General features: G+C 66.9%; 24 protein-coding genes and 1 riboswitch. Of the genes, 17 read left to right on the top strand and 7 right to left on the bottom strand.

Going from position 1 to position 22,835, the window contains the following annotated elements; genetic code table 11:
- Nucleotides 1-133: 133 nt before the first annotated feature.
- The gene (locus IAQ70_RS16705; protein WP_190990442.1) at nucleotides 134-871 is read right to left on the bottom strand and encodes a TetR/AcrR family transcriptional regulator; all 738 of its coding nucleotides are present in this window, start codon (nucleotides 869-871) and stop codon (nucleotides 134-136) included.
- Nucleotides 872-1,001: 130 nt separating this feature from the next.
- Between IAQ70_RS16705 and IAQ70_RS16700 the strand changes: the two genes are divergently transcribed.
- Nucleotides 1,002-1,931 (top strand): NAD-dependent epimerase/dehydratase family protein, encoded by a 930-nt coding sequence (locus IAQ70_RS16700; RefSeq protein ID WP_190990441.1) that lies wholly within the window; start codon nucleotides 1,002-1,004, stop codon nucleotides 1,929-1,931.
- A gap of 28 nt (nucleotides 1,932-1,959) precedes the next feature.
- Here the strand turns inward: IAQ70_RS16700 and IAQ70_RS16695 are convergent, their stop codons facing one another.
- Nucleotides 1,960-4,167: an MMPL family transporter gene (locus tag IAQ70_RS16695; RefSeq protein WP_190990440.1), complete on the bottom strand. Its 2,208-nt coding sequence runs from the start codon at nucleotides 4,165-4,167 to the stop codon at nucleotides 1,960-1,962.
- 219 nt (nucleotides 4,168-4,386) lie between these two features.
- On the opposite strand from IAQ70_RS16695, the gene IAQ70_RS16690 reads away from it, so the two are divergent.
- The 7 genes from IAQ70_RS16690 to IAQ70_RS16660 all read left to right on the top strand — a co-directional run bounded on the left by IAQ70_RS16690 (nucleotide 4,387) and on the right by IAQ70_RS16660 (nucleotide 10,110).
- Entirely contained in the window at nucleotides 4,387-4,923 is a 537-nt protein-coding gene (locus IAQ70_RS16690) for a MarR family winged helix-turn-helix transcriptional regulator (protein ID WP_190990439.1), read from the top strand.
- Between the two features lie 114 nt (nucleotides 4,924-5,037).
- Entirely contained in the window at nucleotides 5,038-5,859 is an 822-nt protein-coding gene (locus IAQ70_RS16685; RefSeq protein WP_190990438.1) for a methyltransferase domain-containing protein, read from the top strand.
- A 77-nt stretch (nucleotides 5,860-5,936) separates the two neighbouring features.
- Entirely contained in the window at nucleotides 5,937-6,236 is a 300-nt protein-coding gene (locus tag IAQ70_RS16680; RefSeq protein ID WP_223860202.1) for a type II toxin-antitoxin system Phd/YefM family antitoxin, read from the top strand.
- Nucleotides 6,233-6,625: a type II toxin-antitoxin system VapC family toxin gene (locus IAQ70_RS16675; RefSeq protein ID WP_190990437.1), complete on the top strand. Its 393-nt coding sequence runs from the start codon at nucleotides 6,233-6,235 to the stop codon at nucleotides 6,623-6,625. The genes IAQ70_RS16680 and IAQ70_RS16675 overlap by 4 nt, the downstream gene beginning before the upstream one ends.
- Before the next feature lie 20 nt (nucleotides 6,626-6,645).
- Nucleotides 6,646-7,269, top strand: a complete 624-nt coding sequence (locus IAQ70_RS16670; protein WP_190990436.1) for a LysE family transporter — start codon at nucleotides 6,646-6,648, stop codon at nucleotides 7,267-7,269.
- 112 nt (nucleotides 7,270-7,381) lie between these two features.
- Entirely contained in the window at nucleotides 7,382-7,939 is a 558-nt protein-coding gene (locus IAQ70_RS16665) for a low molecular weight protein-tyrosine-phosphatase (RefSeq protein ID WP_190990469.1), read from the top strand.
- Nucleotides 7,936-10,110 carry a chorismate-binding protein gene (locus tag IAQ70_RS16660; protein ID WP_190990435.1) on the top strand — a complete coding sequence of 725 codons (2,175 nt, stop codon included), beginning with the start codon at nucleotides 7,936-7,938 and terminating at the stop codon, nucleotides 10,108-10,110. The genes IAQ70_RS16665 and IAQ70_RS16660 overlap by 4 nt, the downstream gene beginning before the upstream one ends.
- Nucleotides 10,111-10,128: 18 nt before the next feature.
- Here the strand turns inward: IAQ70_RS16660 and cls are convergent, their stop codons facing one another.
- Nucleotides 10,129-11,601 (bottom strand): cardiolipin synthase, encoded by a 1,473-nt coding sequence (gene cls, locus IAQ70_RS16655; protein ID WP_190990468.1) that lies wholly within the window; start codon nucleotides 11,599-11,601, stop codon nucleotides 10,129-10,131.
- A 97-nt stretch (nucleotides 11,602-11,698) separates the two neighbouring features.
- Here cls and IAQ70_RS16650 point away from each other — a divergent pair, with 97 nt between their 5' ends.
- The 4 genes from IAQ70_RS16650 (at nucleotide 11,699) to IAQ70_RS16635 (ending at nucleotide 14,884) form a co-directional block, all read left to right on the top strand.
- On the top strand, nucleotides 11,699-12,640 hold the full coding sequence (locus IAQ70_RS16650; protein ID WP_190990434.1) for an aminodeoxychorismate lyase: 942 nt from the start codon (nucleotides 11,699-11,701) through the stop codon (nucleotides 12,638-12,640).
- A gap of 6 nt (nucleotides 12,641-12,646) precedes the next feature.
- Nucleotides 12,647-13,144: an NUDIX domain-containing protein gene (locus IAQ70_RS16645; protein WP_190990433.1), complete on the top strand. Its 498-nt coding sequence runs from the start codon at nucleotides 12,647-12,649 to the stop codon at nucleotides 13,142-13,144.
- A 10-nt stretch (nucleotides 13,145-13,154) separates the two neighbouring features.
- Nucleotides 13,155-13,619, top strand: coding sequence for a pyridoxamine 5'-phosphate oxidase family protein (locus IAQ70_RS16640; RefSeq protein ID WP_190990432.1), 465 nt, complete (start codon nucleotides 13,155-13,157; stop codon nucleotides 13,617-13,619).
- Between the two features lie 68 nt (nucleotides 13,620-13,687).
- On the top strand, nucleotides 13,688-14,884 hold the full coding sequence (locus tag IAQ70_RS16635; RefSeq protein ID WP_190990431.1) for an acetyl-CoA C-acyltransferase: 1,197 nt from the start codon (nucleotides 13,688-13,690) through the stop codon (nucleotides 14,882-14,884).
- Nucleotides 14,885-14,912: 28 nt separating this feature from the next.
- Here IAQ70_RS16635 and IAQ70_RS22810 read toward each other — a convergent pair whose 3' ends face one another.
- Nucleotides 14,913-15,413: a hypothetical protein gene (locus IAQ70_RS22810; protein ID WP_223860200.1), complete on the bottom strand. Its 501-nt coding sequence runs from the start codon at nucleotides 15,411-15,413 to the stop codon at nucleotides 14,913-14,915.
- A 106-nt stretch (nucleotides 15,414-15,519) separates the two neighbouring features.
- Nucleotides 15,520-15,634: riboswitch (SAM riboswitch) on the top strand.
- A 13-nt stretch (nucleotides 15,635-15,647) separates the two neighbouring features.
- Here IAQ70_RS22810 and IAQ70_RS16625 point away from each other — a divergent pair.
- Genes IAQ70_RS16625 through IAQ70_RS16615 form a run of 3 tightly spaced genes read left to right on the top strand, consistent with a single transcriptional unit; the run spans nucleotide 15,648 to nucleotide 17,539 of the window.
- Nucleotides 15,648-15,923 (top strand): DUF1737 domain-containing protein, encoded by a 276-nt coding sequence (locus IAQ70_RS16625; protein WP_190990430.1) that lies wholly within the window; start codon nucleotides 15,648-15,650, stop codon nucleotides 15,921-15,923.
- The gene (locus tag IAQ70_RS16620; protein WP_190990429.1) at nucleotides 15,920-16,330 is read left to right on the top strand and encodes a rhodanese-like domain-containing protein; all 411 of its coding nucleotides are present in this window, start codon (nucleotides 15,920-15,922) and stop codon (nucleotides 16,328-16,330) included. Before IAQ70_RS16625 ends, IAQ70_RS16620 begins: the two co-directional genes overlap by 4 nt.
- Nucleotides 16,331-17,539, top strand: coding sequence for an O-succinylhomoserine sulfhydrylase (locus tag IAQ70_RS16615; RefSeq protein WP_190990428.1), 1,209 nt, complete (start codon nucleotides 16,331-16,333; stop codon nucleotides 17,537-17,539). It begins immediately after the preceding gene.
- A gap of 87 nt (nucleotides 17,540-17,626) precedes the next feature.
- On the opposite strand, the gene IAQ70_RS16610 is transcribed toward IAQ70_RS16615, so the two are convergent.
- Complete coding sequence (locus IAQ70_RS16610) at nucleotides 17,627-18,547, bottom strand: LysR family transcriptional regulator ArgP (protein WP_190990427.1); 921 nt, start codon at nucleotides 18,545-18,547, stop codon at nucleotides 17,627-17,629.
- 69 nt (nucleotides 18,548-18,616) lie between these two features.
- Between IAQ70_RS16610 and IAQ70_RS16605 the strand changes: the two genes are divergently transcribed.
- Entirely contained in the window at nucleotides 18,617-19,240 is a 624-nt protein-coding gene (locus IAQ70_RS16605; protein WP_190990426.1) for a LysE/ArgO family amino acid transporter, read from the top strand.
- Nucleotides 19,241-19,315: 75 nt separating this feature from the next.
- Here the strand turns inward: IAQ70_RS16605 and IAQ70_RS16600 are convergent, their stop codons facing one another.
- Nucleotides 19,316-20,539: a glutamate--cysteine ligase 2 gene (locus tag IAQ70_RS16600; RefSeq protein WP_190990425.1), complete on the bottom strand. Its 1,224-nt coding sequence runs from the start codon at nucleotides 20,537-20,539 to the stop codon at nucleotides 19,316-19,318.
- On the opposite strand from IAQ70_RS16600, the gene IAQ70_RS16595 reads away from it, so the two are divergent.
- Nucleotides 20,538-21,101, top strand: coding sequence for a DUF559 domain-containing protein (locus tag IAQ70_RS16595; protein ID WP_190990424.1), 564 nt, complete (start codon nucleotides 20,538-20,540; stop codon nucleotides 21,099-21,101). The genes IAQ70_RS16600 and IAQ70_RS16595 overlap by 2 nt on opposite strands.
- A 157-nt stretch (nucleotides 21,102-21,258) precedes the next feature.
- Here IAQ70_RS16595 and IAQ70_RS16590 read toward each other — a convergent pair whose 3' ends face one another.
- Nucleotides 21,259-22,782 (bottom strand): UDP-N-acetylglucosamine 1-carboxyvinyltransferase, encoded by a 1,524-nt coding sequence (locus IAQ70_RS16590; protein WP_190990423.1) that lies wholly within the window; start codon nucleotides 22,780-22,782, stop codon nucleotides 21,259-21,261.
- Nucleotides 22,783-22,835 lie beyond the last annotated feature (53 nt).

Raw genomic sequence — 22,835 nt, 5'->3', positions numbered from 1 at the left:
CTGCTCCCCCGGCTCCCCCAACGCGTCACGCAGGGCAGGCTTTTGGCGCCGTCATCGGTGGGCGCCCCCGGAAATCCGCGGGCCGAACTTCCACCCGCCGCCGGAAGCGCGTGGCCTGACACGCCGGGGCGGCTCAACCCCCGGTGAAGCCTGCCATCGCCGCCAGGACGGCGAGATGGTGCGCAAAGAGTTCGTCGCGGGCACTGAACGTGTCGGCGCCATATTGGCCGAAGACTTCGAAGCTCACCGCACCAAACAGCGACGTCCACACCAGGGTTCCGTTCGCCAGGAGGCTGTCAGGCACGGCCAGCCCGAGTCCGGCGCGGATCGCGTCGAAGTCGGCTGCCAGCGCAGAAGGCACGACGGCGGCGCGCGCGGGCGGCGGCGTCAGCTCACCGGCGCGGTAGGCGGCGTCGAGGATCCCGACCAGGCTGTAGATCACCCGCGTGCCGGGTGTTGTGGTCTGGCCGGCGGGCGCCTGATAGCCCGGCACCGGGCTGCCGAACAGCAGCCCGTAGCGCGCAGGCTCGCGCAGGGCCCAGGTCCGGAGGGCCAGGCCCAGCGCCCGGAACCTCCCTGCGTAGTCCTGCTCGGGCTCGGCGCCCACGGCTGCGCCCACTTCATCGCCGAGTTCGTTGTAGGCATCCACCAGCAGGAGCGTGAGGAGTTCGTCGCGGTTGGCCACATAGCGGTAGATGGCGGACGACACCACACCCAGGTCCCGCGCCACGGCACGGAGCGACAATGCCGCCGCACCATGGGTTGCCAGGTGTTCCCGGCCCAGCCGGACGATGTCCGCGATGGTCTGGGCGCGGGCCCGCTCCCGAGGGGTGCGCAGGGTGGGTTCCGCGCTTGCGGCAACGTCGCTCATCGCTCCAGCATGACACAAAGCAGAGCAGTGTCAACAATTGAGAGCACCGCTCTTGACCTTTGCTGGGCGGGGGTGCACTCTTATGGGAGAGCGGTGCTCTCAAAGTGCAGGAAGTCCTGGAGGGGAAGTCATGAACGATCTTTACGTCGTCACCGGAGCAGGTCCTGTCGGCTGGACGGTGGCAGAACAGTTGGCCGGGCAGGGCAACCGCGTCAGGGTTCTCACCCGTTCAGGCAGCGGCCCTGAGCATCCGCTGGTGGAGCGGCTGACCGTTGATGTCCAGGACGCCAGTCAGGTTCGGGACGCGTTCGCCGGCGCCAGCGCCGTCTTCCACTGCATCCACGGCTCCTCCTACACGGCGGACGCGTGGCGGGCGGAACTCCCCCGGGCCGAACAAACGGTGCTGGCCGCGGCGGTCGAGGCGGGCGCCGTCGTCGTCTTCCCCGAAAGCCTCTACTCCTACAGCGAGCCGGAACGCCCCATGACAGAGGCGGGCCCGCGGACCGCACAGGGCGGCAAACGCGGGATCCGCACCGAACTGCTCCTGGCCAGGGACGCCTCCCCCGCCAATACCGTGAGCGTGGTAGCCGGCGACTTCTTCGGCCCGCACGTCCGGAACTCCCACGGCGGCGAGCGCATGGTTGCACCCGTGGTGGCCGGAAAGAAGCTGTGGGTCATCGGCAGCACGGACCAGCCCCACTCGTTCACCTACGTGCCGGACCTGGCGGCGGCGATGATCCGGACCGCCCTGACGCCCTCACTCTGGAACAGGGTCTGGCATGCCCCCACCGGGCCGGCAGTGACGCAGCGGCAGCTGGCTACAGCGTTCACAGAAGCCGGCGGAGCGGCCGCGCCGAAAGTGGGAGCCCTTCCGGGTTGGGTGCTCCGGGCCATGGGCATCTTTTCGAAGGACCTCCGGGAGCTCACCGAAACCCTCTACCAGTTCGCCAAGCCTTTCATAATGGACTCCGCAGCAAGCCAGGCCGCCCTGGGCCTGCGCCCAACACCCCTCGCAGAGGCCGCCGCGGCCACGGTGGCCTGGTGGCGCTCGCAGGGCTGAGGCTCCGCGCGCACCCCCACACCCCTGCCTACCGACGGCCGGCAGCCTCGGCTTCAAGCTCCACGCCGGAGGCGGCGTCACGCTGCACGGCGGCATCCAGCTCCGGGCGCCCGGGTTTGCCGGGCCACCAGATGCGCGGGCCGATGTCGTAGGTCAGGGCCGGGACCAGCAACGAACGCACCAGCACGGTATCCAGCAGCACCCCGAAGGCCACAATGAACGCCAGCTGGACCAGGAACATGATGGGGATGATGCTCAGGGCCGCAAAGGTGGCGGCCAGCACCACGCCGGCGGAGGTGATCACGCCGCCGGTCACACCCAGCCCGCGCAGGATGCCCGGCCGGGTCCCGTGTTTCAACGACTCCTCGCGCACCCGGCTCATCAGGAAGATGTTGTAGTCCACGCCGAGGGCCACCAGGAAGACGAATCCGAACAGCGGCACCGTGGCGTCAGCACCGGGGAAGCCCAGCAGGTTGTTGAAGACCAAAGCGGACACGCCCATGGCAGCGCCGTAAGACAGCACCACGGAGAGCACCAGCAGGACCGGCGCCACCACGGAGCGGAGCAGGAGCATCAGGATAAAGAGGATGACCACCAGCACCACCGGAATGATGATCACCAGGTCGCGCTGTGCCGTGGTGTTGGTGTCGAGGGCCGTGGCGGTCACGCCACCCACCAGTGCGCCGGCGTCAACCGTTTTTACATCCTTACGCAGGGTTTTGACGGCGTCCTCGGCTTCGATGGAATCCGCCGCGTAGTTGAGCGTGGCGTTGATCAGCACCTTGCCCTCGCGGACATCGGGGACGCCGGGAGTCCCGGGGGCTCCGGTGATGGGCACGCTGCCTGCAGCCAGGAGGTAGGCGTCTCCCACGCCGTCGGCCGCTTTGACCTTCGCGAGTACTTCGTCAGCCTTGCCCTCATCGGCAACCACGACGGCGGGGCTGCCGCTGCCGGCGTCGAAATGGCGCGCCAGCGCGTCCTGGCCGTCAACCGCGTTGGACGCCGTGAGGATGACGTCCGTCTGCGGGACGCCGTTGGCCTTGAGCTGCAGGATGCCTGCCGATGCCACCAGCAGCAGGAGGACTGAAGCGATCCACACGGTGCGCGGACGGCGGGAGACCAGCGAACCCGTGGCGCGCCAGATGCCCTTTTGCCCTTCCAGGCCGGTGACAAGTTCCGGTTCGCGCTGATCCTCCGGGACCAGCTTGGGGCGGAACGGCCAGAACGCGGCGCGGCCCAGGAGCGCCATCAAGGCGGGCAGCAGCGTCAGCGCGGCGAACAGCGAGCAGAGGATGCCTGCAGCCGCCACCGGGCCCAGGCCCTTGTTGGAGTTCAGGTCGGAAAAGAGCAGGCAGAGCAGGGCGATGATGACGGTGGCGCCGGAGGCCACAATCGGCTCCACTGAGGTTTTCCATGCCGTCAGCACGGCAGCGGTCCGGTTGCGCGTGTGGGTCAGGGCCTCGCGGAACCGTGCCACGTACAGCAGCGCGTAGTCCGTAGCCGCACCGATCACCAGAATGGACAGGATGCCCTGGCTTTGGCCGTTCAGCTGAATCCAGCCGAGTTTGGCCATGCCGAACACCAGCAGGATGGCGGCACACAGCGCAAACACGGAGGTAAGCAGCACCGCGATGGGCAAAAGCAGGGAGCGGTAAACGACCAGGAGGATCACAAAGACGGCACCCAGGGCCACCAGCAGCAGGATGCCATCAATCCCGGCGAAGGCGCTGGTCAGGTCTGCGGCCAGGCCGGCAGGTCCCGTGACGAACGTCTGCATGCCCGGGGGAGCGGCGTCGGCAACGGTGGTTCGGAGCTCCTTGACGGCCTCCTTCAGCTCGCCGGATGAATCGACGGGGACGATGAACTGGACGGCTTTGCCGTCCTCGGACGGAATAGGACCGATCACGGTACTGCCGAGCTTCAGCGCTTCAAGGTCGGCTTTCAGGCCCGCGGCCCCGCCCAGCTGGGCCGGGGTGAACGCGGACCCGCTTTCGATCAGGATGACGGCGGGCACTTCGTTGGAATCCCGGAATTTCGCTTGCCAGTCCTGCGCGGCCGTGGCTTCGGCGCTTGCGGGAAGGAAGGACGCCTGGTCGTTCGAGGAGACCTCGCTGAGGCGCCCGAACGTGGGTCCGCCGACGCCGGCGACGGCCAGCCACGTCAGCACCAGAAGCGCTGGAATGAGCCAGCGCAGCCAGAACGGGACCCGCGCGCTGTGTTGGGGACTGGTTTTCATGATTCCTTCGGGGCCGGGGAATGGAGGCATACAATTGATTCCATCATAGAGTATCTCCACCATAGAGATAAGTGGCTGTCATGCGATTCTGTGGCTCTACTCCGTTTTGGCGTGGAAGGCCCGCGGACGGCGCTGCTGCAGTAATATCCGTCAAGGCACCAGCGAGGACCGGCACCAGCCCGGATGCAGGACCACACCAGCGAACTAAGGAGGCAGGACATGACGGACGAGCCGCTCCAGCGCCCGCCTGACTCCGGCCCCCAGTCCCTGATACGCCTGCTGCAGGACTTCACGCTCGAAGCCAACCGGTACGTGGACTCCGCCGGGGCGCGGAATGACATGCACCGCACCGACCTGAATGCGCTGGCAGTCATCATGCGCCACACCGCCAAGGGCCTCGTGGTCACCCCCGGCGTCCTGAGGAAGGAACTGCACCTCAGCTCCCCGGCCACGACTGCCCTCATCGACCGGCTGGACAACTCCGGCCACGTGGTCCGCGAACGGCATGCGTCCGACCGCCGCCAGGTCCAGCTCCGCATGACGCCCAAGGCCTTCCGGGACGGCGGGGCCATGTTCATGCCGTTGTCCCGCCACATGGGGACGGCCATGGCGGCGTTCTCCGCCGAGGAACTGGAGCTGGTCACGCGGTTCATGACCGCAATGGTGGAGGCAACCGTCGCCGCCCGCCACGAAGGGTCCGACGGCGGCCCGGCCTCCCCGGCGCTTCGGCCACCTGAGTCCGGCCCGCCCATGTAGGTAGCAGTAGGTGTCGTTTTGGGCGGTCAAAACGACATGTGCTGCTACTTAGTTGGGTGGAACGCACGACGGCGGCTCCTCCCATTCGCGCTGTAGCGGCGGTAGCGTTTGGTTATGAGTGCGCAGCAGCCTGAAGACGACGATGTGTACACGCACGGCCACCACGAATCGGTGGTCCGTGCCCACGCTTCCAGGACCGCGGAAAATTCCGCGGCTTTTGTCATCCCGCACCTCACCCCCGGAACATCCGTGCTCGACGTCGGCTGCGGACCGGGTAGCATCACCTGCGATTTCGCCGCGCTGGTGGCACCGGGCAAGGTGACCGGCCTGGACCGCTCGCCGGACATCATCGCCCAGGCCACGGCGCTCGCCGCTGAACGCGGGGTAACCAACGCGGAGTTCGTGGCCGGCAACATCTATGACCTCGACTTCGAGGACGAGACGTTCGACGTCGTCCACGCCCACCAGGTGCTGCAGCACCTGACCGATCCGGTGGAGGCGCTGCGGGAGATGCGGCGGGTGGCGAAGCCCGGCGGGATTGTGGCCGTGCGGGACGCGGACTTCCACGGCATGAGCTGGTACCCGTCCCTGCCGGAACTTGACGAGTGGATGGACCTGTACCAGCAGATCGCCCGCCGCAACGGCGCCGAGCCCGACGCCGGACGCCGTCTGGTTTCCTGGGCCCAGTCGGCGGGCTTTACCGACGTGGCGCCCACCAGCAGCAACTGGCTTTACGCCACAGGGCAGCAGCGGAGGTGGCAGGCACGGGTGTGGGGCGAGCGGGTGCTGCATTCGGCCTTCGCAGACCAGGCCCTGGAGTACGGTTTCGCGAACGCCGCGGACCTCGCCAGGATCTCCGCGGGCTGGCACCGCTGGGGATCCACCGACGACGGCTGGTTCCTGATCCCGAACGGCGAGGTCATCGCGCGGGCCTGAAGGCATGTACAGCCTGGTTTTCCACATAGCGGAGGCCGGGGCTTCATTCCGCGCGGCCCGGACCATAGCCTCGAGCCATGAGCTACTGCGGGGAGAACGAATACTGGGCTGAGCCTTACACAGCTGAGGTTGACCAACTAGACTTGGTCAACATGGGGCAATACAACGTCCAAGACGCAAAAACGCGGCTTTCCGAACTGCTGAACCTTGTTGAGCGAGGCGAGGAGGTGGTCATCGCCAAGGCCGGACGGCCCGTTGCCCGGCTCGTGAAGATCGAGCGCCCGCACAAACGCGAACTTGGATTCCTGGGCCCGCTCCACGTCCCCGACTCGTTCTACGAACCGTGGACGGATGAGGAAATGGGGGCTGTTGAATGACGCAGTTGCTGCTGGACACCCATGTTTTCCTGTGGTCGATTTCAGAACCTAAACGCCTCTCCGGCAAGGCCAGGAGCGCCATCACCAAACTGGAAAACCAGGTTTATGTCTCCCCCGTGACAGCCTATGAGCTGTCCTACAAACACCGCCAGGGCAAGCTCCCTTCCGGCACTGCGATCGTGACCAGCTTCGCCCGGCAGGTGGCTCACCTGTACGCATCTGAGCTCCCCGTCTCGGCTCCGCATGCACTGGCAGCCGGTCAACTGGACTGGGAGCATAAGGACCCCTTCGACCGGATCCTCGCGGCCCAGGCCATGGTCGAGGGGTTGACGCTGGTGACGGCCGATGAAAATCTCCAGGCCTTTGAACCCGTGACTACGCTGTGGTGAACTGCCACTAAACTTGACGGGTGCAATTCTCCCTTTGGCTCGCGCTCGCGGGTGCCGGCGTCCTGATCAGCTTCACCCCGGGTGCCGGCGCCATCAACACCATGAGCAACTCGCTGACATCGGGGTTCCGCCGCTCCATCTGGGGGATCCTTGGCCAGCAGGCAGCCTTGGTGGTCCATGTGATCATCGTGGCGCTCGGCGTCGGCGTCCTGGTGGCCAACTCACCGGTGGCCTTCAACGTGATCCGCTACGCCGGCGCCGCCTACCTCGTGTACCTGGGGGTCCGCCAGTTCCTGAGCAAACCGGGCCTGGATCAGGAACAGGCGGCCGCGCTCCGGAACGAGCCGGCCTGGTCCATGTTCCGGCGCGGCCTGTGGGTCAACCTGCTCAACCCCAAGGCGATCGTCTTCTTCCTCGCCTTCATGCCGCAGTTCATCCGCCCCGAACAGCCGCTCCTGCCGCAGTACACAGTGCTCACGGCCACGGTGGTGGTGATAGACATCCTGGTCATGTGGTTCTTCTTCGCGTTGGCCGCCAAGTCCTTCCAACGTTTCACCCACAACGCCCATGGCCAAAAGATCCTGAGCCGGATTTTCGGGGTCCTCTTCGTCGCAGTGGGCATTCTGCTCGCAGTGATCCATTAGAACCGGCCCCACCCAACAGGCTTGACCGGATTTACGTCGCACTTCACAAACCTGTAAAGATTCATGACGTCGGACTAGCCAGGGACGTCCAATAGCACGCATGCTTAGCATTATGAACTCACCGTCGAGCCCATACCGGATCATCACCGTGTGCACCGGCAATATCTGCCGGTCGCCGATGGCCGAAATCATGCTGGCTGCGGCCTTCCGGGCGGAAGGGCTGGGCGCAGAGGTGAGCGTGGACTCAGCTGGAACCACTGGCTACGAGGCGGGGCGGCCCATTGATCCGCGGGCGGCCCGTCGGCTGGCCATCACCAAGCTCAGTTCCCAGCACCACGTGGCCCGCGAGTGGCAGGCATGCTGGTTCAGCGAGCGCGATCTGATCCTTGCCCTGGACGTTGACCACTATGCCTGGCTCCGCGACGCAGCGCCGGACCAGGAATCCATGGACAAGGTCCGTATGCTCCGAAGCTTCGACCCCGCAGTCGCCGGCCATGACCTGCTGGACCAAGGCATCGAAGATCCCTGGTACGGCGGGCACCGGGACTTCGACACCGTCTGGCACCAGATCCATGGCGCCGTGCCGGGCATCATTGAGCACGTCCGTGCCGCGCTCGGCCGGGGAACCCGGCAGCCGCAGCTAAGACAGCAGGTACGCTCTATTTCATGACCCCCGCACCTGTGATCATCGCCATTGACGGGCGATCCGGCGCAGGCAAGACCACCCTGGCTATCGAACTGGCTGCACAGCTGCGGAACCACCACAAGGTCTCCCTGTTCCATCTCGAGGACATTTACCCGGGTTGGAACGGCCTGGCGGCGGGAATCGAACGCTACGTTTCCACCGTCCTGGCACCGCTGAGCGGCGGCGAACCGGCCACGTGGACCAGCTGGGACTGGGCAAACCACTACGACGGCGATATCCGCGTCACCCTCCCCGCGGAAATCGTGATCATCGAGGGAGTGGGCGCCGCTGCCGCGGAAGCCAGGCCGCTGGTGAGCGCCGTCGTGTGGGCCGATTCACCGGACAACGTCCGCCGGAAGCGGGCGCTTGAACGTGACGGCGGCACGTACGAGCCGTTTTGGGAACAGTGGGCAGCGCAGGAAAATGACTGGCTCGCCGAAGACGACGTCCCCGGGCACGCTGATATACGCGTGCTCAACCTTGCCGACGGGTCGGCTCCGGCGGACGTCCTGCAAGCCCTCTCCTACCTCCCCGTGCTTGGACCGGTATTGGTTCCGGAACTAGCCGCCCGCCGCGGCCTGCGGCTCCGGGCGGAGCGCCTGGACGGCCGGCCGGACACCGCAGCCCTGTTCGCTTCCCTGTACGGCAGCTCGGTGCACGCCGCCTGGCTGGACTCCTCCAACGCGACGGCAGTACCGCCGGCGGGTCCCCCGCCGCAGCAGTCGCCCGCCACCGAACGCAGCCGCTTCAGCATTCTGGCGGACGACGCCGGAACGTACGGCCAGTCGGTCGCGCACCGCTCCGGCGAAAGTGTGGTTACCGCAGGCTCCGCGACGGCACGGGTGCCGGGCCCGTTCTTCCGCTGGCTGGACACGGTCTGGGGACGCAGGGCCGTCCGCACCCCCGACGGCTACCCCGGCGACTTCACCCTCGGCTGGCTGGGCTGCCTGGGCTACGAGCTCAAGCGCGAAACCGGCGGCTCGGACGTAACGTCGCCGACCCCCGACGCGGCGCTGATTTTCGCGGGCCGGGCCGTCGTGGTGGACCATGTCGAGGGAACGGTCTGGCTCCTGGCCTTGGAGGCACCTGATGCGGACAGTTGGCTGGCCGCCGCACGGAGCGCCGTCAACGCAGCCGGCGCCGCGACCACCCCAGCGCCCGCTACCCCAGCCGGCGCTACCCCAGCCCCGGCTACTCAAGCCGGCGGCAGCACCGGCGTCGTACTTCCCGGAGCACCAGCATTCAGCAGCCGCGACACCGAAGTGTCCTACAAGCAGAAAATCGCGGCCGCCCAGCACGAAATCCATGAGGGGAACTCGTACGAGGTCTGCCTCACCACCACGCTCACGGCCCGGCTGCCGGCCACCGCGGCAGCCCCCTGGCCCACCTACCTGGGCCTGCGGCGGAGGAACCCTGCACCGTTCGCCAGCTACCTGCGGTTTGGCGGGCTGACCGTGGCCAGCACCTCGCCGGAACGCTTCCTCCGCATTACGTCCGACGGCGGTATGCGCGCCGAACCCATCAAGGGCACCCGCCGCCGGGGTGCCGATCCGGAGCAGGACAGGGAACTGCGGGAAGATCTCGCAGCGTCCCTCAAAGACCGTGCCGAGAACATCATGATCGTGGACCTGCTGCGGAACGACCTCAGCCACTTCGCCGAGCCCGGATCCGTGACTGTCAGCAGGCTGTGCGAGATCGAAAGCTACGCCACGGTGCACCAAATGGTGAGCACCATCGACGCCCGGTTGATGCCCGGTTCACCGCGGGCCGAGGCGGTGGCCGCCTGCTTCCCGGCCGGATCCATGACCGGCGCCCCGAAAATCAGCACCATGGCCATCCTGGACCGGTTGGAGGACGGCCCGCGGGGCCTGTATTCGGGTGCGATCGGCTACTTTTCGCTGAACGGAGCCACTGATTTGGCCGTGGCAATCCGGACGCTGGTCACCACTACCGGGGACGGGGCAGAACGCACATACGGCACTACTGGGGACGGCGTTTCCGCAGGCGGCACCGAAGACGCAGCGACGGCGGAACTGACTCTCGGCGTCGGCGGTGCCATCACTGCCGACTCGGTTCCGGACGAGGAGTACGACGAGATCCGGGTGAAGGCGCACGGGGTGCTCTCGGCTCTGGGCGCGGAATTCCCCGTCGGTTAGACCGGCCCGCACCCGGGACTACTGGACGGTGGCCGTCAGCCGCGCCACGTTATCGATGTAGCGGGCGGCGAGGGGACGCTTGAGCCAGTCCTCGAGCTTGAGCTCGCTCGAAATGTCCCGGTACGTGTTTTCCACCGCGCGCATGCTCGTGACGATGTCCGCTCCCATCAGCATCACGGAGACTTCCATATTCAGCGAGAAGGACCGCATGTCCATGTTGCTGGAGCCCAGGACGGCCACTTCGTCGTCGATGGTGAAGTGCTTGGCGTGGAGCACGAAGGGGGCCTGGTAGAGGTAGATCCGTACTCCGGCCTCCAGCAGCGCCTCATAGTAGGAGCGCTGGGCGTGGTGGACCAGGAACTGATCGCCCTTTTCGGAAACGAACAGCTCCACGTCCACGCCGCGCTGGGCCGCGGTGGTGATGGCGTAAAGCAGCGAGTCATCGGGGACGAAATACGGGCTGCAGATGGAAATCCGGTGCTGGGCCGAATAGATCAGGGTGTTGAACAATCGCAGGTTGTTTTCCGTGATGAATCCGGGCCCGCTGGGCACCACCTGGGCCGTGACGTTGCCCGGCTCCGGGTTGGCCGGGAGCTGCAGCTGGTGTTCGAGGTTCTCGTCGGTCTCACTGAGCCAGTCCGTGGCAAACACCACGTTCAGGGTGGTGACGATCGGCCCGCGCAGGCGTGCCATCAGTTCCACCCATTCGCGGCCCGCCTTCCGGTGCTTCGGGTTGTTGTAGGACGGCTCAATCAGGTTTTGCGAGCCCGTGAAGGCAATTTCACCGTCCACCACCATGATCTTGCGGTGGTTTCGCAGGTCCGGACGGCGCCACTGGCCGTGAATGGGCAGCAGCGGCAGCATGCGCTTCCACTGGATTTTGCTTGCCTTGAGCCGGCTCAGGAGGTTGCGGTAGCCCTTGACCCGCAGGGTGCCGATGTGGTCGAACAGCACACGGACTTCCACGCCGCGGTTCGCGGCTTCTTCCATCGCCGTCAGCAGGTCGTCGGTGACGTGGTCCGTGCTCATGATGTAGAACTCGGCGTTGACGAATTTCCTGGCCCCGCGTACGGCCTCTGTCATGGCAAGGATCGAGTCCGGGTAACCGGGAATGAGGTCCACGGAGTTGCCGTCCACCATCGGCAGGGACCCCAGCCGGCGGTTCAATTCACCGGCGGATTTGACCCAATCCGGGCCGGGATAGTCGCTTGCGACATCGGCCAGGGACGAGATGCCCGCCCGCACCCGGGTGTTGACAATCTCCTGCTGCTGGCGGCGCCGGCTCGAGAGCTTGAAGTTCCCGAAAAGCAGGAAAAGAATTAGGCCCAGGAACGGGACGAAGAAGATCCCCAACAGCCAGGCCATGGCGGTGGTGGGGCGCCTGTTGCCGGGAATGATGCCGAGGGCGAGGATCCTGATCACCAGATCCGCAATGCTCAGCAGCACCACAATCCACGTCGGCGCAGTACCGGCAAGCGAAATCGGCCACAACACTGGAAAAAACCCCCGGGGAGTGCGCACCGGCGGACGGATTCCGGCCGGGCAATGACCACAGCTTAGCCGCGCCGGGCCCGACTAAGCTGGAGCCATGACCTCTCCTGCGCCCGTGGTGCTCGTTTTCCTTGACCCCGCCTACCCGGAGGGCCGCCTGGCCGACGCCTCACAGCCCCAGCTGATGGCCACGGACCAGGGTGCCACGCGCGGTGACGGGGTGTTCGAATCCATGCTCGCCGTGGGCGGGAACGTCCGGAAACTGCAGGCCCACCTGGACCGGCTGGGCGGGTCAGCCGAAACCCTCGACCTGGTCATCCCGGCGCAGGAGCAGTGGCTTTCGGCCATCGCCGCCGGCGTAGCCGAACACCGCTCACAGCACCCGGCACCTTCCACGGCCGAGGACGAGCTGGTGGTGAAACTCGTTGCCACCCGCGGGCCGGAAGGCGCGGACTCTCCCACGTGCTGGGTCCAGGTATCCCCCGTGGGTGCGCTCGGACGCCGCCAGCGCGAGGCCGGCATCGACGTCATCCTCCTGGACCGCGGCTACGACAGCGACGTTGCGGACCGCGCGCCCTGGCTGCTGCTTGGCGCCAAGACACTTTCCTACGCGGTGAACATGGCCGCCCTGCGGCACGCGCACAAACAGGGCGCCGATGACGTCATCTTCCTTTCCGCCGACGGGCGGGTCCTGGAGGGCCCCACGTCCACGGTCCTGCTTGCCCATGTGGAAACAGCCGACGACGGCGCCGGCGTCACGCGCACGGTCCGCCGGCTCATCACGCCGCAGTTGGACAGCGGAATACTCCCCGGCACGTCCCAGGGTGCGCTCTTTGCCGCCGCGAAGGCGGCCGGCTGGGAGCTGGGTTACGGCCCGCTGGAGCCGCAGGACCTGCTGGACGCCGACGCCGTGTGGCTGATTTCCAGCATCCGGCTGCTGGCGCCGGTGAACCACATCGACGGCAAGGAAATCGGCACGCCGGCCCTGCAGAAGCAGCTGACGGCCGAACTCAACGCACTGTACGCAGGGATCCAGTAGGCCACCGTGGCCGTTCGCAGCGCGGGCATCCTGCTCTACCGGCACGGTGTTCATCAAGACGGTGCGGCAGGTGGGCTGGAACTCTGGATAGCGCACATGGGCGGACCGTTCTGGGCCGGCAAGCAGGCCCACTCCTGGTCGCTTCCCAAGGGCGAATACCTGGCTGACGAAGACCCTTTGGTGGCAGCCCGGCGCGAGTTCACCGAGGAGATCGGCACGCCGCCGCCCGCCGCTGAGTACGTCCTGCTCGGCGAATTCCGCCAGCCGTCGGGGAAGCTCATCACGGTGTTCACCGCGGCGGCTGACTTCCAGCCGGAGCAGATTGTCAGCAACACGTTTCCCCTGGAGTGGCCCAAGGGGTCCGGGACCATCCAGGACTTCCCTGAAATTGACGACGCCCGGTGGGTCGCCGAGGCCGATGCGCGCACCAAGCTCGTCAAGGGCCAGCTGCCCATCCTTGATGCCCTCGTCCAAGACCTGTTGGAACGGCAGGATCATCCGTAAGGTTTGGTCCATGAACTCGCACACGGATCCGATCATCAAACTGACCTTTGACGAATGCTGGGAACTGCTCTCTGCGGACATCGTGGGGCGCCTGGCCGTTGTGGTGGACAGCCATCCGGAGATCTTCCCGGTCAACTACATCCTGCAGCGCAGGAGCATCGTCTTCCGCAGCGCCGGCGGCACCAAGCTGTGGGGCGCGGAGTCGGAACGGCCCGCGGCGCTTGAAATCGATGGGTACGATCCCCGCACCGAGGAAGCCTGGAGCGTTGTGGCGCGCGGCGACACGGAGTTGATCGAAGACCAGGCTGAAAAGGACGCCGTGGACGCCCTTCAACTGGAGCCCTGGCAGCCCGGGCCCAAGGACTACTACATCCGGCTGACCCCGAGGGCGCTCACCGGGCGCCGGTTCCGGGTCAACAAACCGGACGTTTGGAACACCAGGACCACTGACCGACGCCGCGCGTCCTTCGAATAGCCGTGTCCTTCCACTGACCGGCCCTTCCTCTGGCGGCCGGCCCTACCACTAGCCGTAAGGCACAAACCATGAGCAACGATGCCCGCATCCCCGTCATCCTGGGCGGCGCACGCACCCCATTCGGCCGGTTCCGCGGCGGGCTTTCCGGCCTGTCCTCAAGCGAACTCGGCGCCCACGCCATCCGCAACGCCCTGGCCCGGACCGGAGTGGCGCCGGAACAGATCCAGGCCGTGATCGTGGGCCAGGTCATCCAGGCCGGCGCCGGCCAGGGACCCGCGCGGCAGGCCAGCCTGGCCGCCGGGATCGGTTGGGATGTGCCTACCGTGACCATCAACAAACTGTGCCTTTCCGGCCTGACCGCCGTGATCGACGCCGCCCGGATGATCCGCGCGGGCGAGGCCGACTTCATTGTGGCCGCCGGCCAGGAATCAATGACGAATGCCCCGCACCTGCTGCCCAGGCTCCGGGGCGGCGTTGCCATCGGCGACGCGGCGCTGCTGGATTCGCTGAATTTTGACGGCCTGCAGGACCCCCGCTCCGGTGAGCTGATGGGCGCCGCCACCGACGCCGGCAACGCCCGCCTTGGCCTCAGCCGCCAGGACCAGGACGCCGTCGCCGCCCGCTCCCATCAGCGGGCGGAAGCCGCCCGTGCAGCCGGCATCCTGGCCGAGGAAATCGCTCCGGTGGAGGTCCCGCAGCGCCGCGGCCCCGCCGTCGTGATTGATGCTGACGAGGGGATCCGGGCAGGTACGACGCCGGAGGCGCTGGCGGCGCTGAAGCCCGCCTTCTCCACGGCGGACTCAGCCACGATCACCGCAGGGTCCTCCTCGCCGCTCTCCGATGGCGCGGCCGCCTTGGTGGTGGCCAGCAAGGCCGCGGCGGAGGCGGCCGGACTCGGCTGGATCGCGGAGATCGGCAGCCACGGGCAGACGGCCGGACCGGACGGTTCCCTGCACTCCCAGCCGTCGCGCGCCATTGAGCGTGCCCTGAAACTCGAAGGGCTGACCGTTGGCGAGCTGGACCTCATCGAGGTCAACGAAGCCTTCGCCTCGGTGGTGCTGCAGTCCGCCAAGGACCTGGGAATCGACGCCGAACAGATCAACGCCGACGGCGGCGCCATCGCCTTGGGGCATCCGGTGGGCGCCTCCGGGGCGCGCCTTGTGCTGCACCAGGCGCTGGCGCTGAAACGCCGCGGCGGCGGCACCGGTGTGGTGGCGCTGTGCGGCGGCGGCGGCCAGGGCGAGGCCCTGATCCTCAAGGCCTGATCCTCAAGGCCTGATGCTGGGCGCCTGATCAGGCTCCGGCGCCCAGCACCACCAGCGGCACCAAGCGCTGGGCGCAGGAAACCTGTATCAGGGTCCCCGGCCCCGCATCCGCCCGGTTGTTGACTCCGGTGTCATCGCACCAGTCCACGTTGTACGGGTAGGCGGTGACCCCCGCTTTCCCCGGGGACATGCCTTCCGGGACGGTGAACACGAAACTGAAGCCGCCGTCGTCGGTCATGGGGGCGAGCTCGTCCAGCACGGGGGTGGCGTACAGATCCAGCACCTGCACGGAGACCTGCGCGCCCTCGCCATAACGCGCATCGCACTTTGTGTCCGGGGCGCTGACCGTCACCCGGTCGCCAGGTCTGGCTTCCGACGGCGTCACGGTGAACGCCGGCGGCATGCACGGCGGCGGCGCGAAAACGTTCCGGCAACTGCCGAGGCCCAGCACCATGAACACGGCACACAGCACCACGGCGACGAAGCGGTGCCACGCCCCGCTCAGACGGTTCCCCCGGTCTTTCCCCATGGTCCGATTGTCGTGCCCGCCTGCCGGGGTTGGAAGCACGTGTTGGTTACGGAACATGACGACGGCGGCGGTGCGGCGGGGCGGGCCGGGTGTTACGTTTTTGGGGAGTAATGAGAACCGGCGCCAAGCCCTGACTGGCCGGTCGGCAACCCTCCTTTCGCGGCGGGGTGCCTCAGGTGAATACTCGGCATATCGACCCATTCGAGCTGCAAGCGTGAAAGAAGGAGATTCGTCATGTCTGACGCACCTGTCCCTGAAGAAAAACTGTCGTACCGGCTTGTGACCGGGCCGGATGACAGGTCTTTCTGTGAGCGGATTTCCGCCGCCTTGGCCGAAGGCTACGTGCTGCACGGCAGCCCGGCCGCAACGTCCAACGGCGGCCAGGTGATCGTTGCCCAGGCCCTCATCCTGCCGGCGGCCATCGCCAGCGCGGATGCCGCCGTCGCCACCGCCGTGGAAGACCTCGAATCCGCGGGCGACCTCGAGTTCGACGGCGAGGGCCACGCATGAGCTACGCCGGAGACCTCACGCCGCAGGAAGCCTGGACCAAGCTGGAGCAGGGCGCCATCCTGGTGGATGTCCGCACTGAAGGCGAATGGGCGCACATCGGCATCCCGGACACCAAAGCGACGGACAACGATCCCCTGTTCATTCCCTGGACGTTCCCGGGCGGCATTCCGAACCCGGACTTCATCACCGACCTCACGGAGCAGGCACCGGAGGACAGCGGCACCGAACTGGTTTTCCTCTGCCGCTCGGGCCAGCGCTCCATCGCCGCCGCCACCGCTGCGACCCGGGCCGGTTTCACCTCCTACAACGTCCTGGAAGGCTTCGAGGGCGAGCCGGACCGGTACGGCGAGCGCACGGTCAACGGCTGGAAGAACCGCGGCCTGCCCACGAACCTGGGAAGCAAGTAAGTGACCTTTAACGAAGAAGCTGCAGGCTGGAGTCCGGACACCCAGGCAGTCCGCGGCGGGCTCGACCGCACGCAGTTCCAGGAAACCACGGAGCCCATCTTCCTGAACTCGGGCTTCGTCTATGAGTCCGCCGCCGCCGCCGAGCGCGCGTTCACCGGCGAGGACGAACGGTTTGTCTACTCCCGCTATGGCAACCCGACGGTGGCCACTTTCCAGGAACGCCTCCGACTGCTTGAAGGCACCGAGGCGTGCTTCGCGACGGCGTCGGGCATGTCAGCGGTATTCACCGCCCTGGGTGCCCTGCTGGGTGCGGGTGACCGGGTGGTTGCCGCACGTTCGCTGTTCGGTTCCTGCTTTGTGATCCTGAACGAAATCCTTCCCCGCTGGGGTGTGGAGACGGTGTTTGTGGACGGCCCGGACCTGGACCAGTGGCGCGAAGCCCTGTCGGTGCCGACGACAGCCGTCTTTTTCGAATCGCCGTCCAACCCGATGCAGGAAATCGTGGACATCGCCGCGGTCAGCGAACTGGCGCACGCAGCCGGTGCCACAGTGGTTGTGGACAATGTCTTTGCCACTCCCCTGCTGCAGCGCTGCGGGCAGTTCGGCGCGGACGTGATTGTGTACTCGGGCACCAAGCACATCGACGGCCAGGGCCGGGTCATGGGCGGGGCCATCCTGGGCACGGCGGAATTCATCAATGGCCCGGTCAAGCAGCTGATGCGGCACACCGGCCCCGCGCTGTCCCCGTTCAATGCCTGGGTGCTCACCAAAGGCCTGGAAACCATGTCGCTGCGCGTGAACCACTCGTCCGCGTCCGCGCTGCGGCTCGCCGAGTGGCTTGAGCAGCAGCCGGCCGTCAGCTGGGTCAAGTACCCGCTGCTGCGGTCGCATCCCCAGTACGAGCTCGCCGCCAGGCAGATGAAGGCCGGCGGCACGGTCCTCACGCTGGAACTTGCAGCGAGCGGTGGCCGCTCCGGCAAGGAAGCTGCCTTTGCGCTGCTGGACGCGCTGCGGATCATCGACATCTCCAACAACCTGGGCGATGCGAAGTCCCTCATCACCCATCCGGCCACCACCACCCACCGGGCCATGGGACCGGAAGGGCGCGCCGCCATCGGGCTCAGCGACGGCGTGGTGCGCCTGTCTGTTGGACTCGAGGACGTGGATGACCTCCTCGGCGACCTCGAACAGGCACTGAAGCAGGTCTGACGGCGGGCCGGTAAGGGCCTGTCGAGGGCGAGCGCCCCGGAACAGGCTCCGGGACAGGCTCCGGGCCGGGACAGGCTCGGGGCCGGGTCAGAGCGCGGGCTGGCGGAGCTGGCTGGCGGCCGTCCGCCGCACTGCCGCCGTCAGCTGGTTGAGCACCGGGGAGTCGATCTTCCAGCGCTGCCAGTACAGGGCAACGTCAACCGGGTTTTCCGGTGCCAGTTCCACGAGGTCCCCACTGCCGAGGTCGGCCAGGCAGTGCTGCTCAGGCAGGAGGCCCCAGCCCAGCCCCAGCCGGATGGCCTGGGCAAATTCGGCCGACGACGGCACGTAGTGTCGCGGTGCGGCCAGGTCCGCGCCGGTCAGCGTTCGGAAGAAACCCGCCTGCAGGTCGTCCTTGCGGTCGAAGTCCACCACCGGTGACTGGCTGCCGGCGAGCAGTTCAGGACCGTCCGGCCACCAGTGCCGCACATAGGCCCCGCTGGCCACCGCACGGTAGCGCAGGGAACCCAGCGGCTCCACACTGCACCCCGGCACCGGCTCCGGCGTGGCGGTCACGGCCGCCATTGCCATCCCGGTGCGTAATTGCCGGGTGGAATGCTGCTCGTCCTCCCGGTGGAGTTCAAAACGGATGCCGAGGTCCGCCGGAAGGCTTGCCAGCGCCGGCAGGAACCAGGTGGACAGTGAGTCGGCATTCACCACCAGCGGCAGGGGCGCACTCGGTGTGTTGTGGCCACCGCCCGGCTCCTGGCCACTGCCCAATTCCTGGCGTGCGTCCCACTCCAGCTGCCTGACCTGCAGGGCGAACCGCAGGACTGCCTCGCCGGCGGTGGTCGGCCGGACGGGGCTGGTGCGCTGCAGCAGGATCTGGCCGGCTGCGTCCTCCATTGCCTTCAGCCTCTGGGAAATGGCCGACGGCGTGACGTACAGGTTGCGGGCGGCCGCTTCCAGGGTGCCCTCCTCCACTACTGCGGCGAAGGTCCTGAGCTGCTCCAGCTGGAAGGTTTTCATTAGCTTTCCTTAATAGAAGTAAGAATATTTAGCTGGAGTAATTCTAGGCCGGGCCGTACGTTGAATCATATGGACTTCACAGGATTGCTGACCCCGGCAGCGCTCGGCTTCGGCACCGGGCTCGCCCTCATCGTGGCCATCGGCAGCCAGAATGCCTTTGTCCTGCGGCAGGGAATCCGGGGTGAGCACGTGGCCGCCGTCGTCCTCGTCTGCAGCGTCTCGGATGCGATCCTCATAGCCGCCGGCATCGCAGGAGTCGGGGTCCTGCTGCAGGCGGATCCGGTGATCGTGGACGTGGTCCGATTTGCCGGAGCGGCGTTCCTGGTGGCCTACGGCGTCATGGCGGCACGCCGGGCTTTGCGTCCCGGAGCCCTGACGGCGTCCGGCCGGCAGCCCGACGTCGGCATTGGGGCGGCGCTCAGCACGGTGCTCGCCCTCACCTGGCTTAACCCGCACGTCTACCTGGACACCGTCCTGCTGCTGGGGTCAGTGGCCAACCAGCAAACGCAGGACTTGCGGTGGTGGTTCGGCGCCGGTGCGATCACCGCCAGCGTGGCGTGGTTCAGTGCGCTCGGTTTCGGCGCCCGCGTCCTCCGGCCCTTCTTCGCCCGGCCCTCCTCCTGGCGCATTCTCGACGGCCTCGTCGCAGCCGTGATGCTGACGTTGGGGATACGGCTGGCCGTGGGCGGCTGAAGCCACTCGGGGCGCCGGACCTGCGGGCCGTTGACCGGAGGCGCCCGTCGGGCAGCGCCGGAATCACCGGTGAGGTCAGACCTGGCGCACGCGCAGCAAATCGGGCGCTTCATCAACCTCGGGCTGCCCGGACGCACCGCGCATCGTGACACCCACGGCGTGGGCAACGACGGCACCCAGCCCGCCGTCGTCGGGCGCTGTTTCTGCCGCCGCGTCCCGGACGCGGCGTTGCTCGGCGGACCCTGTGCCACGGGAAATGATGTCCTCCACGCCTTGCCTGGCCAGGGCCAGTTCGCCCTGGTCAGCGAGCACGGGCGCGAGGTAATCCACGAGGGAACGGACGACGTCCCTCGCGGGGGCAGGCCGGAAGGTGCCGAAGTCCAGCAGCTCGCCGCCCAGGCCGCTGCTGCTTGCCTGCCAGGCCGCCATCCGGAGCAACACGGTGGGCACGGGCGCCGGCTCCACGCCTTCCTGCCATTCCCGGCTAGCGGTCTCCACCAAGGCCCGCACCAGCACGGCGATCAGGGCGGCGTCCTCTGCGCGGAGGCAGACATCGGCCACGCGGACCTCAACGGTTGGATGGTTCCGGGAAAGGCGGGCGTCGAAGTAGATCATGCCTTCGTCCAGCATCACCCCGCTGTCCAGCAATCGCGTCACCACCCGCCGGTACTGGGAGTACGTGCCGAAAATAGCGGACGGACCCGACGTGGGCCAGCGGTTCCAGGCCTGGGTGCGGTAACTTGCGAATCCGGTGTGCATCCCCATCCAGAACGGTGAGTTGGCACTCAGGGCGGTGAGGACGGCCAGCTTGTCCCTGATCCTGTCCAGCACGGCCACGCCCTCGTCCTCGGACTCTATGGACGTATGGACGTGGAAGCCGCACGTCAGCTGTTCCTGGGCGGTCAGGCCAAAACGCTCCAACATCCGCGCATACCGCGGGTCCGGGGTGGTGTGGCTCGCCAACCCGAAAGGAGACGTGGCCAGCGCAGCCACCCGCGCGCCGAATTTGCGTGCCGCCTGGTCCGCGAGCAGGCGGCCGGCCCGGATCTGCGGCAGCAGCTCCGAATACTCAAGGCACGGACGCGTCTGCGTTTCGATCTGCTCCAGCTTCAGCTCGGCACTCAAGCCCGTTTCGTCGTCGTACGCGGTTTTATCCCGGGTCTTCAGCGCATGCTGGTCTGGCGGCGCGTCATCGGCGGCCAGCCGGTGCCCTGAAAGCAGGGCGTCCGCCAGAGCAAGCGGCTGCCCTGAGTCCGGATCAACGATCAGGAGCTCTTCCTCGACGCCGAAAGTTCGCATGGTTATATTGTGCGCCAACCTGCCGGGCACGCGGCAGCCCGGTCCGGGTGGCAGATTCTGCGCACCGGCGTCCGAGGCGGCCGGATTCTGCGGACCGGCGTCCGAGGCGGCCGGATTCTGCGCCATCATTCCCTCCATGGTGCAGTCGGCCATGACGCAGCATGGCCTACCCCGGGCAGTCCTGGAAGCGGAGCTCACGGCGAAGTACTACGGCCCGGCGCGTAAGAGGCTGGCGAAGGCAGACGGCTTGTCCGAGTCCGTCCCGGAGATCAGCGCCCGGCTGCTGTTCGAGTCAGTGAAGCTACGGTTCGACAGGCAGGCGCAGATTGCCGGCGTCGGACGCGTGGACTTCCTGATCGACGGCTGGCTCATTGTGGAAATCAACGGCTTCCAGTTCCACAGCTCGCGCGCCGCCTGGCGGAAGGACATGAGCCGGTCCAACATCGCCCAGACGCAGGCTTACGCGGTCCTTAGCTACGCTCCGGAACAGATCTGGAACAGCCCGGACATGGTCTTGAAGGAGATCCACGCGGTCCTGAAGCGTGGCCGTCCGCGAGGGTGACGGATTCTGCTCCATCATCCGGTCCGGGCCTGACCCGCGGGCCCGGAACCGCGGGGTCCGGAACCGCGGGGTCCGAACCCCGGTAAGGCCGAATGATGGTGCAGAACCCGCCGGAGATGGCGCAGAACGCAGCCGGGCCGGGCAAAACCCCGCCGCGCTAGTCCTGGAAGTACTCGACTTTGGCGCCAATGGTGTTGAGGCGCTCGGCCAGATCCTCATAACCGCGCTCGATCACGTAGATGTTGCGCAGCTCGGAGACTCCCCGCGCAGCGAGCATGGCCAGCAGCAGGCATGCGGCCGGACGGAGGGCCGGCGGGCAACCCACCTCGGCGGCGCGCCACTTGGTAGGGCCGTTGACGTAGATCCGGTGCGGGTCCAGCAGCTGCACCTGGGCGCCGAGCCGGTTCAGTTCCGTAAGGTAGATGGCCCGGTTCTCGTAGACCCAGTCGTGGATCATGGTCTGGCCATGGGCGTTCGCCGCGATCACCGCGAAGAACGGCAGGTTGTCGATGTTCAGCCCGGGGAACGGCATGGGGTGGATCTTGTCCTCCGGTGCGCGCAGCTCGGACGGCTTGGTGGTCACGTCCACCAGCCGGGTCCGCCCGTTGCGGGCCATGTACTCCCCCGAGATCTCCAGCTGCTGGCCCATCTGCTCCAGCGTGGCCAGTTCGATTTCCATGAACTCGATGGGTACCCGCCGGATGGTCACCTCCGAGTTGGTGACGATGCCGGCGGTGATCAGGCTCATCGCTTCGATCGGATCCTCGGACGGGAAGTATTCAATGTCCACGTCCACAAGCGGCTGCCCGGTGATCTTCAGGGTGGTGGTGCCCACGCCGTCGATCTGCACGCCGAGCATCTCCAGGTAGAAGCAGAGGTCCTGGACCATGTAGTTAGGGCTCGCGTTGCGGATGACTGTGGTTCCCTGGCGGTGGGCCGCTGCCATGATCGCGTTTTCGGTCACTGTGTCACCGCGCTCAGACAGCACAAAGGAGCGGTCCCGGGTGTCCGGCTGCGGAGCCTGCACCGCGTAAAAGCCCGCGGTCGCTTCCACCGAGAGGCCGAACTGGCGCAGCGCCTGCATATGCGGCTCCACCGTGCGGGTGCCCAGGTCGCAGCCGCCGGCGTACGGGAGGCGGTATTCGGCGTTCTCGTCCAGGAGCGGGCCCAGGAGCATGATGACGCTCCGGGTGCGGCGGGCGGCGTCCACGTCCATGGCCGCCAGATCCAGGACTTCCGGGCGGCGGAGCTGGAGGTCGGTGTCGTTAAGCCAGGTGCATTCCACGCCGATGCTGGTCAGCACCTCCACGATCCGGTTGACCTCTTCGATCCGGGCGAGCCTGCGCAGCACGGTGGTGCCACGGTTGATCAGGCTGGCGCAGAGCAGGGCCACGCCCGCGTTCTTGCTGCTGTTGACATCCACCGCGCCGGACAGGGTGCGGCCGCCTTCGATCCGCAGGTGGGTCATCTGCGGTTTGCCCACCTTGACGATGCTTCGCTCAAAGATCGTTTCGAGCCGCTGGATCATCTTCAGGCTGAGGTTCTGCTTGCCCTGCTCCATCCGGGCGATGGCACTTTGGCTGGTTCCCAAGGCTTCGGCCAACTGGCCCTGCGTCCAGCCCTTTTCAATCCGGGCGTCCTTGAGCGTGGCGGCAATGTGCTCGGCAGTTTCCTGAGTCATGGACAAAAAATATCACAGATGAGTTATGACGGCGCCATTTTATGCCGCCGAAC

It is taken from the genome of Pseudarthrobacter sulfonivorans (assembly GCF_014712225.1).
GTDB classification, from domain to species: Bacteria; Actinomycetota; Actinomycetes; order Actinomycetales; family Micrococcaceae; genus Arthrobacter; species Arthrobacter sulfonivorans.
Note: the sequence above shows the minus strand (reverse complement) of the source record. Positions and strands in the feature narration are given on the sequence as shown.

Bases quoted from the DNA above. Each gene is read 5' to 3' on its own strand.
- IAQ70_RS16665 (WP_190990469.1), top strand. From the start codon at position 7,382: ATGAACTCACCGTCGAGCCCATACCGGATCATCACCGTGTGCACCGGC.
- IAQ70_RS16705 (WP_190990442.1), bottom strand. From the start codon at position 871: ATGAGCGACGTTGCCGCAAGCGCGGAACCCACCCTGCGCACCCCTCGG.
- IAQ70_RS16700 (WP_190990441.1), top strand. From the start codon at position 1,002: ATGAACGATCTTTACGTCGTCACCGGAGCAGGTCCTGTCGGCTGGACG.
- IAQ70_RS16640 (WP_190990432.1), top strand. From the start codon at position 13,155: ATGAACTCGCACACGGATCCGATCATCAAACTGACCTTTGACGAATGC.
- IAQ70_RS16675 (WP_190990437.1), top strand. From the start codon at position 6,233: ATGACGCAGTTGCTGCTGGACACCCATGTTTTCCTGTGGTCGATTTCA.
- IAQ70_RS16695 (WP_190990440.1), bottom strand. From the start codon at position 4,167: ATGAAAACCAGTCCCCAACACAGCGCGCGGGTCCCGTTCTGGCTGCGC.
- IAQ70_RS16680 (WP_223860202.1), top strand. From the start codon at position 5,937: ATGAGCTACTGCGGGGAGAACGAATACTGGGCTGAGCCTTACACAGCT.
- IAQ70_RS16595 (WP_190990424.1), top strand. From the start codon at position 20,538: ATGGTTATATTGTGCGCCAACCTGCCGGGCACGCGGCAGCCCGGTCCG.
- IAQ70_RS16685 (WP_190990438.1), top strand. From the start codon at position 5,038: ATGAGTGCGCAGCAGCCTGAAGACGACGATGTGTACACGCACGGCCAC.
- IAQ70_RS16605 (WP_190990426.1), top strand. From the start codon at position 18,617: ATGGACTTCACAGGATTGCTGACCCCGGCAGCGCTCGGCTTCGGCACC.
- IAQ70_RS16660 (WP_190990435.1), top strand. From the start codon at position 7,936: ATGACCCCCGCACCTGTGATCATCGCCATTGACGGGCGATCCGGCGCA.
- IAQ70_RS16650 (WP_190990434.1), top strand. From the start codon at position 11,699: ATGACCTCTCCTGCGCCCGTGGTGCTCGTTTTCCTTGACCCCGCCTAC.
- IAQ70_RS16690 (WP_190990439.1), top strand. From the start codon at position 4,387: ATGACGGACGAGCCGCTCCAGCGCCCGCCTGACTCCGGCCCCCAGTCC.
- IAQ70_RS16635 (WP_190990431.1), top strand. From the start codon at position 13,688: ATGAGCAACGATGCCCGCATCCCCGTCATCCTGGGCGGCGCACGCACC.
- IAQ70_RS16620 (WP_190990429.1), top strand. From the start codon at position 15,920: ATGAGCTACGCCGGAGACCTCACGCCGCAGGAAGCCTGGACCAAGCTG.
- IAQ70_RS16590 (WP_190990423.1), bottom strand. From the start codon at position 22,782: ATGACTCAGGAAACTGCCGAGCACATTGCCGCCACGCTCAAGGACGCC.
- IAQ70_RS16600 (WP_190990425.1), bottom strand. From the start codon at position 20,539: ATGCGAACTTTCGGCGTCGAGGAAGAGCTCCTGATCGTTGATCCGGAC.
- IAQ70_RS16610 (WP_190990427.1), bottom strand. From the start codon at position 18,547: ATGAAAACCTTCCAGCTGGAGCAGCTCAGGACCTTCGCCGCAGTAGTG.
- IAQ70_RS22810 (WP_223860200.1), bottom strand. From the start codon at position 15,413: ATGGGGAAAGACCGGGGGAACCGTCTGAGCGGGGCGTGGCACCGCTTC.
- IAQ70_RS16625 (WP_190990430.1), top strand. From the start codon at position 15,648: ATGTCTGACGCACCTGTCCCTGAAGAAAAACTGTCGTACCGGCTTGTG.